The organism is Klebsiella sp. WOUb02, from assembly GCF_050058015.1.
In the GTDB taxonomy this organism is placed as follows: Bacteria; Pseudomonadota; Gammaproteobacteria; order Enterobacterales; family Enterobacteriaceae; genus Klebsiella.
Window position 1 is genome coordinate 182,805 of record NZ_CP170111.1, and the last position, 15,095, is coordinate 197,899.

14 protein-coding genes and 5 pseudogenes are annotated in these 15,095 nt (G+C 51.1%); 13 read left to right on the forward strand and 6 right to left on the reverse strand.

Features of this window, described 5'->3' with window-relative positions; genetic code table 11:
* Positions 1-36 precede the first annotated feature (36 nt).
* Positions 37-975, reverse strand: coding sequence for a sulfonate ABC transporter substrate-binding protein (locus tag ABOC21_RS28915; protein ID WP_426815834.1), 939 nt, complete (start codon positions 973-975; stop codon positions 37-39).
* Positions 976-1,255: 280 nt separating this feature from the next.
* On the opposite strand from ABOC21_RS28915, the pseudogene ABOC21_RS28920 reads away from it, so the two are divergent.
* Positions 1,256-1,749 (forward strand): annotated as a pseudogene (locus ABOC21_RS28920) (IS5 family transposase); the annotation flags it as partial.
* Between the two features lie 143 nt (positions 1,750-1,892).
* On the opposite strand, the gene ABOC21_RS28925 reads toward ABOC21_RS28920, so the two are convergent.
* Positions 1,893-2,840 (reverse strand): IS30 family transposase, encoded by a 948-nt coding sequence (locus ABOC21_RS28925; RefSeq protein ID WP_426815835.1) that lies wholly within the window; start codon positions 2,838-2,840, stop codon positions 1,893-1,895.
* A 276-nt stretch (positions 2,841-3,116) separates the two neighbouring features.
* Here ABOC21_RS28925 and ABOC21_RS28930 point away from each other — a divergent pair, with 276 nt between their 5' ends.
* A complete protein-coding gene (locus tag ABOC21_RS28930) occupies positions 3,117-3,674 on the forward strand; it encodes a hypothetical protein (protein ID WP_426815836.1) in 558 nt (185 codons plus the stop codon).
* 160 nt (positions 3,675-3,834) lie between these two features.
* On the opposite strand, the pseudogene ABOC21_RS28935 reads toward ABOC21_RS28930, so the two are convergent.
* Positions 3,835-4,783, reverse strand: a pseudogene (locus ABOC21_RS28935) (IS30 family transposase).
* 231 nt (positions 4,784-5,014) lie between these two features.
* Here ABOC21_RS28935 and ABOC21_RS28940 point away from each other — a divergent pair.
* Together ABOC21_RS28940 and ABOC21_RS28945 are read left to right on the forward strand one after the other, a co-directional pair.
* Entirely contained in the window at positions 5,015-6,208 is a 1,194-nt protein-coding gene (locus tag ABOC21_RS28940) for an MFS transporter (protein ID WP_426815863.1), read from the forward strand.
* A 67-nt stretch (positions 6,209-6,275) separates the two neighbouring features.
* Positions 6,276-6,629: a DUF1304 domain-containing protein gene (locus ABOC21_RS28945; protein ID WP_426815837.1), complete on the forward strand. Its 354-nt coding sequence runs from the start codon at positions 6,276-6,278 to the stop codon at positions 6,627-6,629.
* A 46-nt stretch (positions 6,630-6,675) separates the two neighbouring features.
* On the opposite strand, the pseudogene ABOC21_RS28950 reads toward ABOC21_RS28945, so the two are convergent.
* A pseudogene (locus ABOC21_RS28950) lies at positions 6,676-7,478 on the reverse strand (IS5 family transposase); the annotation flags it as partial.
* A 95-nt stretch (positions 7,479-7,573) separates the two neighbouring features.
* On the opposite strand from ABOC21_RS28950, the gene ABOC21_RS28955 reads away from it, so the two are divergent.
* From ABOC21_RS28955 to ABOC21_RS28980, 6 genes and pseudogenes are all read left to right on the forward strand, one after another.
* Positions 7,574-8,271, forward strand: a protein-coding gene (locus ABOC21_RS28955) for an IS1 family transposase (RefSeq protein WP_426815838.1) whose coding sequence is annotated in 2 segments (ribosomal slippage) — positions 7,574-7,832 and positions 7,832-8,271 — 699 coding nt in all. Because the reading frame shifts where the segments join, the coding sequence is not laid out codon by codon here.
* A gap of 877 nt (positions 8,272-9,148) precedes the next feature.
* A protein-coding gene (locus tag ABOC21_RS28960; protein WP_426815606.1) for an IS3 family transposase occupies positions 9,149-10,647 on the forward strand; the annotation gives its coding sequence in 2 pieces (ribosomal slippage) (positions 9,149-9,572 and positions 9,572-10,647; 1,500 coding nt in all).
* 164 nt (positions 10,648-10,811) lie between these two features.
* Complete coding sequence (locus tag ABOC21_RS28965) at positions 10,812-11,132, forward strand: phage holin, lambda family (RefSeq protein ID WP_426815252.1); 321 nt, start codon at positions 10,812-10,814, stop codon at positions 11,130-11,132.
* Positions 11,133-11,212: 80 nt separating this feature from the next.
* A pseudogene (locus ABOC21_RS28970) lies at positions 11,213-11,377 on the forward strand (DUF4113 domain-containing protein); the annotation flags it as partial.
* 99 nt (positions 11,378-11,476) lie between these two features.
* On the forward strand, positions 11,477-11,920 hold the full coding sequence (parS, locus tag ABOC21_RS28975; protein WP_426815839.1) for a type II RES/Xre toxin-antitoxin system antitoxin: 444 nt from the start codon (positions 11,477-11,479) through the stop codon (positions 11,918-11,920).
* On the forward strand, positions 11,917-12,387 hold the full coding sequence (locus tag ABOC21_RS28980) for an RES family NAD+ phosphorylase (protein ID WP_426815840.1): 471 nt from the start codon (positions 11,917-11,919) through the stop codon (positions 12,385-12,387). Before parS ends, ABOC21_RS28980 begins: the two co-directional genes overlap by 4 nt.
* Before the next feature lie 110 nt (positions 12,388-12,497).
* On the opposite strand, the gene ABOC21_RS28985 is transcribed toward ABOC21_RS28980, so the two are convergent.
* Complete coding sequence (locus ABOC21_RS28985) at positions 12,498-12,758, reverse strand: hypothetical protein (protein WP_004026352.1); 261 nt, start codon at positions 12,756-12,758, stop codon at positions 12,498-12,500.
* A 648-nt stretch (positions 12,759-13,406) separates the two neighbouring features.
* Here ABOC21_RS28985 and ABOC21_RS28990 point away from each other — a divergent pair.
* Both ABOC21_RS28990 and ABOC21_RS28995 read left to right on the forward strand, forming a co-directional pair.
* Positions 13,407-13,559, forward strand: a pseudogene (locus ABOC21_RS28990) (DUF5431 family protein); the annotation flags it as partial.
* A complete protein-coding gene (locus ABOC21_RS28995) occupies positions 13,504-13,626 on the forward strand; it encodes a Hok/Gef family protein (RefSeq protein ID WP_085842394.1) in 123 nt (40 codons plus the stop codon). The pseudogene ABOC21_RS28990 and the gene ABOC21_RS28995, both read left to right, overlap by 56 nt.
* Before the next feature lie 209 nt (positions 13,627-13,835).
* On the opposite strand, the gene ABOC21_RS29000 is transcribed toward ABOC21_RS28995, so the two are convergent.
* Positions 13,836-14,096: a hypothetical protein gene (locus tag ABOC21_RS29000; protein WP_085551625.1), complete on the reverse strand. Its 261-nt coding sequence runs from the start codon at positions 14,094-14,096 to the stop codon at positions 13,836-13,838.
* 522 nt (positions 14,097-14,618) lie between these two features.
* Between ABOC21_RS29000 and tnpA the strand changes: the two genes are divergently transcribed.
* On the forward strand, positions 14,619-15,047 hold the full coding sequence (gene tnpA / locus ABOC21_RS29005) for an IS200/IS605 family transposase (protein WP_426812394.1): 429 nt from the start codon (positions 14,619-14,621) through the stop codon (positions 15,045-15,047).
* Positions 15,048-15,095 lie beyond the last annotated feature (48 nt).

A 15,095-nucleotide genomic window follows, 5' to 3' on the forward strand; every position in this document is an offset into this window, starting at 1 on the left:
CTATTCATCGCATTGACTCCCTGATGCCGCCATTAATTACTTCGGCTGTTTCCAGACCACTTGCCCAATATCCAGTTTTTTCGGGATCAGTTTTAACTCCGTAAAGGTGTCGGCAATCCGCTGTTGACCGGCAATCACCTCCGGGGAAATAAACTGGGCGTCATAACCCTGGCGCTCGACGGCAATGCGGGTGATATTCTCCGGCAGGCCTAACAGTGGAGCCACTTCGCGGGTTGCGGACTGCGGGTCCTGAGTGGCTTTGCTGCCAATCAGACGAATCTCTTCGATAAGCGCAGTGATCACGTGCGGATGCTTACTGGCATAATCGCGGGTCGCCAGGTAGAACTGGTAATTATTGACAATGCCTCGTCCGTCGCGCAGTACCCGCGCCTGAATCTGTTTTTCCGCAGCAGCGCTAAACGGGTCCCAGATAACCCAGGCATCGACACTGCCATTTTCAAATGCCGCACGGGCATCGGCTGGCGGTAAATAAACCGGGGTGATGTCACTATATTTCAGTCCGGAATCACTTAATGCCTTAACTAATAAATAATGCACGTTTGAGCCTTTATTTAAGGCGACCTTTTTACCTTTTAACTCGGTGACCGATTTAAGTGTTGAGGTTCTCGGGACCAGAATCGCTTCTGCGGTCGGTGAGGCCGGTTCATTGGCAACATAAACCAAATCCGCGCCTGCTGCCTGAGCAAATACCGGTGGCGTTTCCCCGGTAAAACCAAAATCCACCGAGCCGACGTTCAGCCCTTCAAGCAGTTGCGGGCCGCCGGGGAATTCAGTCCACTTCACCGCAATACCCTGTGATTTCAGTCGATTTTCCAGTGAACCTGCCCCTTTGAGTAACACAAGCGTAGTAGCGGATTTTTGATAGCCGATACGTAAAACGTCTTTTGCGTGAGCTACAGCAGAAAACGCCATTGATGCCATTAAAATAATAGAATACCGAGAGATACCGATCATAAACTCACCCTGAATTAAAGACAAAGTTGGATCCTAGTGGCTAACGGATTGATGGGAAAAAGAACCGTTCATAATAAAGATAGACTGATTTAACCTAACAAAATATTCACGACATCTTTTTATTTCTTCGCGGAGAAAAACGTTAGATAATGCCGTGCAACGTTTAATATATGTTAAATAAGACCTGCAAAATTGGCATAAAGCCGCCACCTTTTATTAGCACTAGCGTCACTGGATACCCATTTTCACATTTGTTATGCTGAATATAGCATTAGGGAAGGCGATGGATGGTTGCATGACAAAATCGCCGCTTTCAGGCTCAAAAAAACGGGGCGCAACCCCACTGACCGGGGAAAACAGGGAGTAAAACGCAGTCTGATGACCGATGGTAACGGTCTGCCACTCTCAGTCGTTGTCAGCGGAGCCAATACTCACGATATCCGGTTAGTTGCAGAGACGCCTGATGCACTTCAGACGGGCCGACCCGGTAAAAGGTTGAGACTGTGTATGGACAAAGGTTATGAAGCCGAATGGCTTGCGGCATATCTGAAGCTTCGTCGGTATGAACCTCATATACAGTCACGGAAAGAGGAGTCAGAAGCCCTCAGAACGACAGAATTTAAAGCGCACCGTTGGGTAGTGGAAAGAACGCATAGCTGGATGAACCGGTTCCGGCGGATACTGGCGCGGTGGGAGAAAAAAGTCGGGAACTACGAAGCCATGCTGCATTTTGTCTGCGGTGTCATTGTCTGGAATAAGCACCTATTGGGATAGCCTCTAAATCGCACCTCCCTAATACAAATAAGGATCTGGCAGCCTGATTTCGCAGACAAAACACTCTCCCGGCGGATAGTGCCGCTCATCTCGGGGCCCACCGATTAAATCGCACCTGGCGGATTCAAGTTCGAAGTGCAACGCTAAGCCGCCTTTCTTAACTCTGCAAAGACCACTGAAGGCTGCCGGAATTCGAGGCATTTTCGTGGCCTGCTGTTCAGTGCTCCCTGGTACTTGCGGAGCTCGTCATCCGTCACTGCTGTCAGGTCAGTTCCTTTGGGGATAAACTGCCTCAACAGCCCATTGGTATTCTCATTTAGCCCACGTTCCCACGAAGCATAGGGGTGAGCGAAGCAGGTTTCCGTTTCCAGGGCCGCTGCGATCTCTTTGTGCTGAGTAAACTCCTTGCCATTGTCGAACGTGATGGTATGGCAGACATCTTTGTAGCCGCTCAGCATCGAGATAATGGCTGTGGCCACTTCGCCTGAATCTTTCGAAAACACCTTTTTCGTCAGATAAATACGGCTTTTACGCTCGACCAGCGTCACGATGGCTCCGGTGCCTTGTTTACCCGGAACCAGATCCGCTTCCCGGTCACCCGGTCGGGTACGAGCATCAACAACGGCCGGTCTCTGTTCGATGGATACGGCGTCAGGTATCGGACTTCGCTTTTTACCATAGCCTTTGCGATAGCGGCGTTTACCCTGCCGGAGGAGCTTGTATAGTTCGCCGCCACTGGCTTTATCAGCCTGAACATGCTGGTAAATCCACTCGTGACTAACCGGCCTGCCGATGATACGGCCAACGGCGCTGATCTGTTCCGGACTCCACAGCCAGTTTAGCGCAGCCTCAACAAAGAAGACCGTATCCTCGTGCATCCTGCGTTTGCCGGCCCCTTTACGGCGGCTGGTACTGAGCTTCTGTGCCGCGGCTGGCTGGTAGCCATCTACAGAACGATTACGACGCAGTTCCCGCGAGACCGTTGATTTGCTGACGCCTGAGCGGCGAGCAATCTCTGCCTGACTCACTTTATCTTCACACAACAGGGCTATCTGGTATCGTAACCCTTCGGTTAGCTGCTGATCTTTCATAGTGACTCGCTCATCTTTGGTCGGAAGAGCAGGATAGCTTATCGGCAGCTAACCGTCCCTCCATCCACATGACCGAGCGTTGCACTTATTATCTGAATTCGCGCTTCACCAGAATCAATAAATCGGAGTTATGAATGATTTTTAATGTTATGTTTTTTATTTTATGATACTCCTTTGATAAATGGATAGTAATTATTCGAAGGTTTGTTTTATGCTTGAGCCATCTATTATATTTTTTATTGCTTTGTTATTTTTATCCTTTCAATCCCAGTAGTTATGTTTATAAAATCAAAAAACAAAAAAGACGAGACTAAAGGTTTGTTGATTTTTGTTTTGCTTGCAATAGCGGCTGGCTATTTGTTTGACTCTAAAGATCCACTTCCATCAATATTTAAAATAATCTCATTTATATTTATAATATTCTTCGCCATTCTCTTGCTTTATTTTTTTAAAGATCAATTATCTATTAAAAAAGCGATATCTACCGCTATGAACAAGATAAAATCAGACATAGATTACAATATCACTGATATATTTACTCTTAAAGGCAGACGTTTTGTTAAAAAACAGTGGTATATTGTCTTATATCCTGAAGAAAACATTGTTCTTATAGGAATAAATGAATATAATCAAAATCCATATTTAAATAAATATTTATGCTTGTACATGCTCAGTGGCGAACGCATGAAATTTTCTCGCTTATTTCCATTGAAATGGTCATCTGATGATGAAAGTTTATTCATTGGACCATTGAAAGAATTTTATTACTCAGATGAATTAAATAAAAAAATAGTAGATGATTACTTACTAAAACTTAAAAACGAAAAATTTTAAACCCTATCTGGCACTGTTGCAAAGTTTCATAATAGATTTTTTCACTACCACATTTGGGTGTGAGTTCTCATGAGACATACCGCAATTTGTGCCGTTAAGAGCCTATCCCAAAAGGAATTGCAGTATACTGCGTTGGCGGATTCAAGTTCGAAGTGCAACGCTAAGCCGCCTTTCTTAACTCTGCAAAGACCACTGAAGGCTGCCGGAATCCGGGGCATTTTCGTGGCCTGCTGTTCAGTGCTCCCTGGTACTTGCGGAGGCTCATCATCCGTCACTGCTGTCAGGTCAGTTCCTTTGGGGATAAACTGCCTCAACAGCCCGTTGGTATTCTCATTTAGCCCACGTTCCCACGAAGCATAGGGGTGAGCAAAACAGGTTTCCGTTTCCAGGGCCGCTGCGATCTCTTTGTGCTGAGTAAACTCCCCGCCATTGTCGAACGTGATGGTATGGCAGACATCTTTGTAGCCGCTCAGCATCGAGATAATGGCTGTGGCCACTTCGCCTGTATCTTTCGAAAACACCTTTTTCGTCAGATAAATACGGCTTTTACGCTCGACCAGCGTCACGATGGCTCCGGTGCCTTGTTTACCCGGAACCAGATCCGCTTCCCGGTCACCCGGTCGGGTACGAGCATCAACAACGGCCGGTCTCTGTTCGATGGATACGGCGTCAGGTATCGGACTTCGCTTTTTACCATAGCCTTTGCGATAGCGGCGTTTACCCTGCCGGAGGAGCCTGTATAGTTCGCCGCCACTGGCTTTATCAGCCTGAACATGCTGGTAAATCCACTCGTGACTAACCGGCATGCCGATGATACGGCCAACGGCGCTGATCTGTTCCGGACTCCACAGCCAGTTTAGCGCAGCCTCAACAAAGAAGACCGTATCCTCGTGCATCCTGCGTTTGCCGGCCGCTTTACGGCGGCTGGTACTGAGCTTCTGTGCCGCGGCTGGCTGGTAGCCATCTACAGAACGATTGCGACGCAGTTCCCGCGAGACCGTTGATTTGCTGACGCCTGAGCGGCGGGCAATCTCTGCCTGACTCACTTTATCTTCACACAACAGGGCTATCTGGTATCGTAACCCTTCGGTTAGCTGCTGATATTTCATAGTGACTCGCTCATCTTTGGTCGGAAGAGCAGGATAGCTTATCGGCAGCTAACCGTCCCTCCATCCACATGACCGAGCGTTGCACTTATTATCTGAATTCGCGCAACCGCTTGCCCGTTTCGTTTGGTTACTTTTACCTTGTGTGACTTTTTTCACTGCCGCCATAATGCATTCATAACAAGATGATAACGTCGTCTCGGGTCACCACCTTTTGCTGGGAGAAGAATGAAGATGTTGCGATCGCTACAGGCGCTCTGCCTGATGAGCTTTTTTCTGGCGGATGTGCGCGATGGGCTCGGCCCCTTTCTCGGCATTTATCTCACTGAACAGCACTGGCGACCAGATGATATTGGGTTTGTGATGACCGCAGGCGGGATCGCGGCGCTGCTGGTGACGGTGCCCGCCGGGATTATGATCGACGCCACGCGCAAGAAGCGCCTGCTGCTGCTCGCCTGCTGCGCGCTGGTCACGCTGGCGACGCTCATGCTCTGGTACAGCACCCGTTACAGCATTGCGATGTTTTCGCAGATTGTGTCCGGGCTGGTCGCCGCGCTGATTGGCCCGCTGGTGGCGGGGATCACGCTGGGCCTGACCGGACAGCGCGGCTTCACGCGGCAAATGGGCCGCAACGAGGCGTTCAACCACGGCGGCAATATGGTGGCGGCCGTGCTGGCCGGCGGCGCGATGTGGCTGTGGGGCATCGGCGCGGTCTTTGTTCTGATGACGGGCATGGCGGTTTTCACCGCGCTTAGCGTACTGGCGATCCGCGAGCAGGATATCGATCATGACGCGGCGCGCGGCCTTGAAACCAGCGATAAGGCGCAGGCGGTGCCGCAGCTGTCAGTGCTGATGCGCCATCCGGTGCTGCTGACGACCGGCATCACGCTGCTGCTGTTTCACCTCGGCAACGCCGCGCTGCTGCCAATGCTCAGCATGCGCGTGGCTGCTACCGGCAGCAGCCTGTGGAGCCCTGGGCTCTACGCGGCGGCGACGGTAGTGATTTCGCAATGCGTGATGATTCCGGTAGCCCTTCTGACCTCCGCGCAAGCGCAGCGCTATGGCTACCGGCGGCTTATCCTGATTGCGCTTATTGTACTGCCGGTCCGCGCCGCGCTGGCCGCCAGTTTTGCCGGGCCGTTATCCGTTATTCCGGTGCAAATTCTGGATGGCGTCGCCGCCGGGATCCTGGGCGTGGCGGTGCCGGGCTATATCGTTAACGCGCTGCGCGGGTCCGGGCATATCAACGCGGGACAGAGCGTGATTATGCTGATGCAGGGCGCGGGCGCCGCGTTCAGCCCGGCGCTGGCGGGCAGCATCGTCGCGCATTCGTCATGGCGCGTGGCGTTTGCGACGCTTGGGGTGGTGGCGCTTGCGGCATTAATTGTCTGGTGGCGCGCGGCCGAACGGGTATCGGCGACGGCATAATGGCAGCCGCAGACCAGCTTCTCAGTATATACTGTTGATATTGCGTTCTTCTTTGTGAGAGTGGCTCATGATCGCTTCCGTTCTTATCGCGCTTGTCGCCGTCATACACGTCTATATTCTCGTGCTTGAGATGTTTTTGTGGGACACGAAAACAGGCCGCAAGGCCTTTAATCTCAGCGCTGATTTCGCCCGCGACAGCCGGGTGCTAGCCGCCAATCAGGGGCTGTATAACGGTTTTTTAGCGGTGGGATTGTTCTGGGGGCTGTGGCTGGGCGACGGTGGTTTCCAGTTTAAACTGTTCTTTCTGGTGTGCGTGCTGATTGCGGGCCTGTTTGGCGCAATCACCACCAGCAGGAAAATTCTTTATGTGCAGGCGCTGCCCGCGCTGCTGGCGTTAATTGCGCTGTGGATGGGGCTGTAACGGCGCAGGTCACGCCTGTGCCTGATTCAATAATACTTAGAGGCCATCCCAATAGGTGCTTATTCCAGACAATGACACCGCAGACAAAATGCAGCATGGCTTCGTAGTTCCCGACTTTTTTCTCCCACCGCGTCAGTATCCGCCGGAACCGGTTCATCCAGCTATGCGTTCTTTCCACTACCCTACGGTGCGCTTTAAATTCTGTCGTTCTGAGGGCTTCTGACTCCTCTTTCCGTGACTGTATATGAGGTTCATGCCGACGAAGCTTCAGATATGCCGCAAGCCATTCGGCTTCATAACCTTTGTCCATACACAGTCTCAACCTTTTACCGGGTCGGCCCGTCTGAAGTGCATCAGGCGTCTCTGCAACTAACCGGATATCGTGAGTATTGGCTCCGCTGACAACGACTGAGAGTGGCAGACCGTTACCATCGGTCATCAGACTGCGTTTTACTCCCTGTTTTCCCCGGTCAGTGGGGTTGCGCCCCGTTTTTTTGAGCCTGAAAGCGGCGATTTTGTCATGCAACCATCCATCGACAACCATGACCAGTCAATGGCATCAGGCTTCTCACAGGCCAGCAATCCGTTCTGCCAGAACCGCTCGAAAACGCCGGCATCCCGCCACTCCTGGAAACGACGATGGGCTGAGCTTGATGAGCAAATACCTGTCACATTCAGCGCATTCCACTGACACCCTGTTCTGAGCACGAAGAAAATGGCGTTCATCGCGGCACGATTATCAACACGCCTGCGATGCGTGCTCAACGGATGGTTGGTCTTGTGTTCCGGGAGCAGTGGAGCCATTTTTTCCCAGAGTTCATCGCAAATCTGCCATTTAATGCCTGCCATGCTTTTCCCTCATCAATTACCGTAACGCAGTATACTGCAATGCCTTTTGGGATAGGCTCTTAGTGTTGTTGTACTCTTTGCCCTTTGGATGATTGATGGCAAAGATTGATGTGGTTTGTCCCCGTTGCTCTGAAACTCAGGGGGTTATCCGGAACGGCCATTCCAGTTCAGGGGCGCAGCTCTATCGTTGTAAGCAGTGCCTGAAGACCTTTCAGCTCGACTACCGCTACAACGGGGCGAAACCCGAAACCCATCAAACTATTGTTGATATGGTGATGAATGGCTCTGGATGCCGCGATACATCCAGAGTGCTGCGGATAAGTCTTAACACCATTCTCCGTCATCTAAAAAACTGGCACCGCATCAGGTAACGCAAAACGTTGAGCCAGGCGCAGAAGTCGTTATCCGCTGTGAAGCCGATGAACAGTGGTCATATGTCCGCTGTAAAGGCAATCAACGCTGGCTGTATTATGCCTGTGACCGCATCCGAAAGCGCGTCATCGCCCATGTATTTGGCCCACGAAATGCGCTGACATTAAAGCGTCTTCTGGTTTTGCTGAGCCAGTTTAGCATTGCCTTCTACATGACCGATGCCTGGCCGGTATACCGAACTTTATTGTCCTCAACCAGTCATGTTATCAGCAAGAAATACACCCAGCGGATAGAGCGACATAATCTGAACCTGCGGACACATCTTAAGCGGCTTACCCGCAAAACCATATGCTTCTCAAAGTCTGAAGAGATGCACGACAAGAACATCGGCTGGTATCTGACAATCAACCTCTACCACTAAATCTGCGTCACGACCCGCGAGAGTTCTGAGCCAGATTGCTGATTTAGCTCAGATGGTAGAGCGCCTGCCTTGTAAGCAGGATGTCGGCGGTTCGATTCGGTCAACCGCACCATATACCAATGTGATGATCCTGCCGGTGCGATTCCGGCGGCGCCGGCTCCACGAAACGGAGCGCACAACAGGTAAGGGCATTGCTGCTAACGTCTGGGTAGTATCAACCTGTAAACGAACGACCCAGCAGTGCTCTTTCCGTTGTGACGTGCTCAAGCGAGCTGCAGCACCGGCCGACGTAAAGACCTGTAAATCGGTTGAGCCGCAGATACTGGCGGCCAATACCAAAACAGAGCGGCAGGAAATAAGCAGGCGTAGCGGCCTGGTGTCACAGCATATTGACGAACTGAATGTTGCCTGGATAATGTACTGGAGTGGTGAATCCCCCTAAGCGGAGGGGCGTGAACAGCATTGCTCTATTTGCTAAACCGTATGCGCGAGTCATGGTGGCTGACCAAAGGCTCACCGGGAGGCACCCGGCACCACACACACTACGGTACGATACCCAAAAGGCTCACTCTGGTGGGCCTTTTTCTTTGGCGAAAAAGAAACCCCTTGCCGGGTCTAAGATGCAAGGGGAATGGGTAGGAGGTACCTGTTATTGTTTTACATGCGATGAAAGTATAGACGAAAAAAAGCCCGCATCAGAGAGCGGGCGGTAAATTATCAACCAGGCAAAAAAATAATGTCTTTTCAGGGAATGTATAAACTTTCAAGCCGAGGTAAAGATTAGCTTAATTTATCCTGCAGGTAAAGCCCTTACCCCCCATGTCAGGGTAGTTGTCGCCTCTGACAGAAAAATTTCCGGGGGCCGGAGAGGACAATAATGAACACTTATTCACCTGAGCGTAAAGCCGCTCTGATCGCCAGAATGATGCCGCCACATAATCAACCGGTCGTTCAGTTAGCCCGTTCTGAGGGGATCCCGGCCAATACGCTTTATGCCTGGCGTACTCAGGCTGGCGTTCGTGTAGCGGAAAGTCAGTCAACGCCAGAATGGTCGCAGGACGCCCGCTTTGCCGTTCTCGTTGAAACCGCACCGCTTTCTGCTCATGCTGTGGCTGAATACTGTCGCCGTAAAGGTCTTTATCCTGAGCAAATTCAGCAGTGGAGGGACGAATTTATGCAGCCCGGTCAGCGTGAAGAAAGAGCCTTGATTAAAAAGCAGAAAAAAGAAATTCAGCAACTTAACCGTGAAATAGCCCGCAAGGACAAGGCGCTGGCTGAAGCCGCGGCGCTGCTCATTCTGGAAAAAAAGCTGAAGGCGTTCTTCGCCGAAGAACGCGAGGACGAATGACACCCGCGGCCGACAGATTACAGCTGATGTCCATGGTGCAGGAAGCCCTTGATGCCGGCGCCCGGCAGCACGCAGCCTGTCAGTGTGTGGGTATCAGCGAACGGACTCGCCAGCGCTGGCAACGCAGCTCTGATGACCGGCGTCCCGCTGCCCCCCGGCCGGTGCCGAAGAACAGGCTCAGCGCTGAAGAGGAGCAGCTGGTGCTGGCTGTCTGTCATGAACCCCGGTTCGCCAGTCTGCCACCGGCACAAATCGTCCCGGTGCTGGCCGATGAAGGTCGTTACATCGCCAGTGAATCGACGTTTTACCGGGTACTGCGGCGTTACGGCGAAGTCAGTCACCGGGGACGTCAGCAGGCTCCACAAAGCAGGCCGCTGTCGACCTGGAAGGCAACAGCGCCGAACCAGGTCTGGTCGTGGGACATCACGTGGCTGAAGTCGCTGACGGCGGGCCACTGGTTCTACCTGTATCTGACAGAAGACGTGTTCAGCCGCAAAATCGTGGGCTATGAAGTGCATCCGGTAGAAAGCGGGGAATATGCGGCAGAGCTGGTAAAGCGGACAGTGCTGAGCGAGCGTTGCTGGCAGGAGCCACTGGTGCTGCATGCGGATAACGGGGCCCCCATGAAGTCACAGGTGCTGCAGGTGAAGCTTGCGGAACTGAAGATAACCGCGTCGCACAGCCGGCCACGGGTAAGCAACGACAACGCCCACGTGGAGTCGCTGTTCAGGACGCTGAAATACGTCCCGGCGTGGCCTGAGAAGGGCTTCGCGTCGCTGGAAGAGGCCCGTGCCTGGGTGGAAGGCTTCGTCGGCTGGTACAACGAAGAGCACCGGCACAGCGGTATCCGCTATGTGACGCCGGGTCAGCGGCACAGAGGCGAAGACCGTCAACTTCTGTCACAGCGAAAATCGGTGTACGAGGCCGCGAAAAAGCAGCATCCGCACCGCTGGTCAGGGGCAACGCGAAACTGGAGCCGGCAGGAAGAAGTGTGGCTAAATCCGGAGCGGGAAACGCGGGCCGCATGAATCAACTGAGGCGACAACTACCTTGACACGCACCGCTTAAACGGCCGGGCGCATGTAAATTTGAATTCTTCTGAAGCGACATGTTTTCGCAGAACTTCCTGGATTCACTCGTAACCGAATCTACCCACTTTCAGCGCCATCCGTAATAAACGGAGGTGAGGCTTATGCCAATGCCCTATAAAAATGATTTTCTCGCCGCTCTGCTTGCCTCGCGTGAGCAGGGCATAGGTGCAATGCTGGCGTTCGTAATGGCGTACCTCCGGGGCCGCTATAACGGCGGCGCGTTCGTCAAAACATTAACCGACGCACTGATGTGCGCAATGATTGCCTGGTTCGTGCGCGACCTGCTTGATTTTATGGGGCTGAGTCCGAATCTGGCTTACATCGCCAGCGTGTTCATTGGCTACCTTGGCACGGATTCCATTAGCAGCCTGATAAAGAAATTCACCGCCAGAAAGGCAGGAGTTGATGATGCAAGTCAGTGAGAACGGTGTTGCGCTGATTAAGCGCTTTGAAGGTTGCCGCCTGACGGCCTATCCGGACCCCTGAAGGGAAGTCTTATGCGAACAGCGATGCACTCATGAACGTACTGGATACGATCAACAATTCAGGCAAAGGCAAAGTATGGTTTGCAGGTCGAGGCATCGCACCGGCGTGGACAATGAAGAGAGACATGCTCTCTCCGGCTTACACGACCCGGTGGGACTCGATACCGATCGCTACACTCTGAGTATCGCAATCAGGAAAAATTCCTTCCGTCTGCTGGTGGTTGATATTTGCTCTATTATTACCATTTGGGTATAATGCAAAGACCAAATGGAGGTTTGCTATGAAAACATTTAGTTTGTCCTCAACTCCAGCCAGACCACAGCGCCTCTGGCAGGTTGCCGGGTTAAATAATGCTGATGGCGTAGCGCTTCTGGGCCAAATCAATGAAGGTCTGGACGGGAAGGTGGCGAACCGGATAACTGACTGGGCCAGAATAACCCAGAATGACCTGAGAAAAATGTCCGGTATCCCGTCAACCACATTTAGCCGCAGTGTGAAGGCACGTTTTAACCCGGAACAAAGTGAACGTCTGGTACGTATTATCCGCGTCATTGATCGGGCGGTAGATTTGTTTGAAGGCGACAAGGCAGCCGCACAGAAGTGGTTGAACGAACCTAACCGGGCATTGAGCTGGAAAGTGCCAGCAGACCTGATGGCATCCGAGACGGGAGCGTATGAGGTCATTAAGCTGATTACGCGTCTGGAGCATGGGGTGTACTCGTGATCCTCTACAGGCTGACGAAAACAAAGTATCTTTCTACGGCCTGGACCGGATATGGTGCGAAAGAGGCTGGTGGGCGCTGGAATAGCGTGGGGGTGTCAATGGTATATGTCTCCGAAACGGCATCACTAACGATGCTGGAGACGCTGGTACACCTGCATTCGGCACAGATAATGGACTCTTTCACGCTACTGAGTATCGATGTGCCTGATGAACTGATCCAAAGCGCAAACATGGATGAATTACCGGGCAACTGGGCTGATGAGGATGCGCCTCAGGAACTGGCTGATTACGGCGATGCCTGGTCATTTACCAGGAGCTCGGTTGCACTGCGTGTTCCCTCAGCCTTATCGCCGGTAGAGTTCAATTATCTGTTAAATCCTGAGCACCCTGAGTTTTACGGGATCGTGCAGAAGGCTCAACAGATACCGTTCCGGTTTGATAGTCGTCTTAAACCTGACAGGAAGTGAAGCAAAGGAGGAGAGGGCGCTGTCATGATGTCTGGCGCTCCTGTCCGGTGTCACATAAAAAAAGCCCGCCAGCGGCGGGCAAAGACTACACACAGCTATTACAGGATGATTCAGGCAGTTTCTTCGTAAACGTTGTAATCCAGCTTTGCTCCACTGTAATTCTGCAGGCTACGGGCTTTATTCATCGCGCAACTGAACGCATTCGAACGATCGCCTGCACTCCCGTTATGCCCATAGCGGGCAATTTCATACGGTTTCTCATAACTGCATTCTTCCAGCACAATAAATGCGCCCGGTTCACTGGTCAGCAATTCGAAACCAAGACCTGCGGCCTTTGTATTCCTTAACTGGTAATATGCAGTGAGTGTCATAATTGATTCCTTAAAATAATACCGATACAAAGATATTTCTACAGGCATTGTTGAGCCTGTAAAATTGCTGATAGTTCTGAGTGCTTGTAAGTAATAATAACTTATTCAAGTGGCGCGTCAATTGGCTAAATAACCTTACCTTCATTAAATTTTGAAAGAAATACAATCAGGATAAGTGACTTTAAAAATCTCTTTCAAACATGACGCTACTGATATTTGATATTGCCTGGATAATTTTGTCATAGGCGTACACCTATATTTTGGCGTAAATCTTCAAACAGGTGGCTGAGTCATTTCGCGAACATCAGATATGGATGCAGCTGGCGAACAAGGGGGTTGTCCTGGCGCTGCATTGCGTCTGCACAGAGCCGTTACACTGGACGGCACAGAAGTGGTAACCGGAGCATACCGACAGAGGGGAAAATTCATGACTGAACTCCAGCAGATGCCAGGATGCAGGGCAGAAACACGGCAGAAACCATCTTAAAAATTATTGGATTACCAGCTTATTAGCCTGGGAGTAAACACGGTATAATGGTGTCGGCGCTTGAGGCTTTTTGCCTCATAACGTTTGAGTGGTTTGGATGTTGTGTGGCAGAAGGCAGAAAGCCCCGTAGGTAATTTTCATTAACCCACGAGGCCCACTGAATGTCTAGTCCACACCAGTATGGCCTCTTACCGTGCAATTTGCAAGGAGAAGAAAGCCATGAAGCTACCGCGAAACGCCCTAGTCTGGTGCGTATTAATCGTGTGTTTAACGCTCTTGATATTCACATGCCTGACCCGGAACCGCTTATGCGAAGTCCGGCTAAAGGACGGGAACAGGGAGGTCGCGGCAAGCCTGGCTTACGAATCCAACGGTAAGTAGCAACCAGGAGGCGGGGGAAACCCCGCCTTTTCAGGATCTGGGTTGATCTGACATGCCTGAAGCGCTTTATGAAGGGGTTACCGGTTCGCGCTGGTAGCCCCTTTTTCCTGCCCGGATACCAATTAAAAAACCGCACGACCGGCGGGGAAAATCAAAAAAAAAGCCCACCAGTGGCGGGCAAAGACTACACACAGCTACTACAGGAAGATTCAGGCGGTTTCTTCGTAAACGTTGTAATCACACATTGCGCCGCTGTAATTCTGAGAGCTTCGCGCTTTATTCATCGCGCAGCTGAAGGCGTTCGAGCGATCGCCAGCTGTACCGTTATGTCCGTAGCGGGCAATTTCATTCGGTTTTTCATAACTGCATTCTTCCAGAACAATAAAGGCAGCAGCTTCACTATCCAGCAATTCGATACCGAGCCCTGCATTTTTTGTATTTTTTAACTGGTAATATGCCGTAAGTGTCATACCGGACCCCTCATAAGTCATATTTCTATGGGTATAGTTGATGTTTATTGAACCGCCCTAAATCCCGATATTAACAATAATATTCAGGGTAATAAATAATTAAATCAATGCATCGATGCGTCAATTTTCGTTATGTTAATTTATTATTTAAATAACTGCAATCAGGGAAAGAAATGTCCGGCCACTGCCACCCGGCGAGACTGGTCATTATTATCCGGGGGGGGATTGCTGGGCATATAGACACTGACAGTTTATTAGTATGGATAACTGTTCAATAAAATAACACAGTCCATAAACAGTGCAAAATTATGGACTGAGATAAACAGGAAAGTAACTTTTTAGGCTGAGGTCATCACACAGGCATAGTTCCTCAATATTAAACCCTTCATCGCACCCCCTTGAACGGCATGATTCGTTAATTAAATCCGGTAAACCCCCGGCTTTGCCGGGGGACTCCGAAAGGTTTGACCTTTAAGTCAGTCGCGCGAATCTGAAATCTCCGCCAAGAGATGAGGATTCGTGATGAGAGACTATCAGAGCTTAAGCCATACGAAATGGGACTGTAAATATCACGTGGTTTATATCCCTAAACGCCGGAAGCAGCGGTTATATGGTGCGCTGCGGCATGAGTTGGGAAAAATATTCCACGAGCTTGCGAGCCAGAAGGGCTGTCAGATTCTGGAGGGGCATCTGATGCGCGATCATGTCCACATGTGCATCAGCATACCGCCAAAGTACTCGGTATCGACAGTAGTCGGCTATCTGAAGGGAAAAAGTGCGATAGCGATAGCACGACACTTCGGCAGAGGTAAAAACTTCACCGGTGAAGTTTTCTGGGCTCGAGGTTATTTCGTTTCAACCGTTGGTTTGGATGAAGCCACGGTCAGGGCGTACATACGCAACCAGGAGAGAGAAGACGAACGATACGATCAAATGAAACTGAACGTATAGCAGCCGCCCTGGGCGGCTCATGGTTTGTCGGCGCCTTTGAGGCGCTCA

Bases quoted from the DNA above. Each gene is read 5' to 3' on its own strand.
- parS (WP_426815839.1), top strand. From the start codon at position 11,477: ATGAAAACATTTAGTTTGTCCTCAACTCCAGCCAGACCACAGCGCCTC.
- tnpA (WP_426812394.1), top strand. From the start codon at position 14,619: ATGAGAGACTATCAGAGCTTAAGCCATACGAAATGGGACTGTAAATAT.
- ABOC21_RS28965 (WP_426815252.1), top strand. From the start codon at position 10,812: ATGCCAATGCCCTATAAAAATGATTTTCTCGCCGCTCTGCTTGCCTCG.
- ABOC21_RS28930 (WP_426815836.1), top strand. From the start codon at position 3,117: ATGTTTATAAAATCAAAAAACAAAAAAGACGAGACTAAAGGTTTGTTG.
- ABOC21_RS29000 (WP_085551625.1), bottom strand. From the start codon at position 14,096: ATGACACTTACGGCATATTACCAGTTAAAAAATACAAAAAATGCAGGG.
- ABOC21_RS28925 (WP_426815835.1), bottom strand. From the start codon at position 2,840: ATGAAAGATCAGCAGCTAACCGAAGGGTTACGATACCAGATAGCCCTG.
- ABOC21_RS28985 (WP_004026352.1), bottom strand. From the start codon at position 12,758: ATGACACTCACTGCATATTACCAGTTAAGGAATACAAAGGCCGCAGGT.
- ABOC21_RS28915 (WP_426815834.1), bottom strand. From the start codon at position 975: ATGATCGGTATCTCTCGGTATTCTATTATTTTAATGGCATCAATGGCG.
- ABOC21_RS28945 (WP_426815837.1), top strand. From the start codon at position 6,276: ATGATCGCTTCCGTTCTTATCGCGCTTGTCGCCGTCATACACGTCTAT.
- ABOC21_RS28940 (WP_426815863.1), top strand. From the start codon at position 5,015: ATGTTGCGATCGCTACAGGCGCTCTGCCTGATGAGCTTTTTTCTGGCG.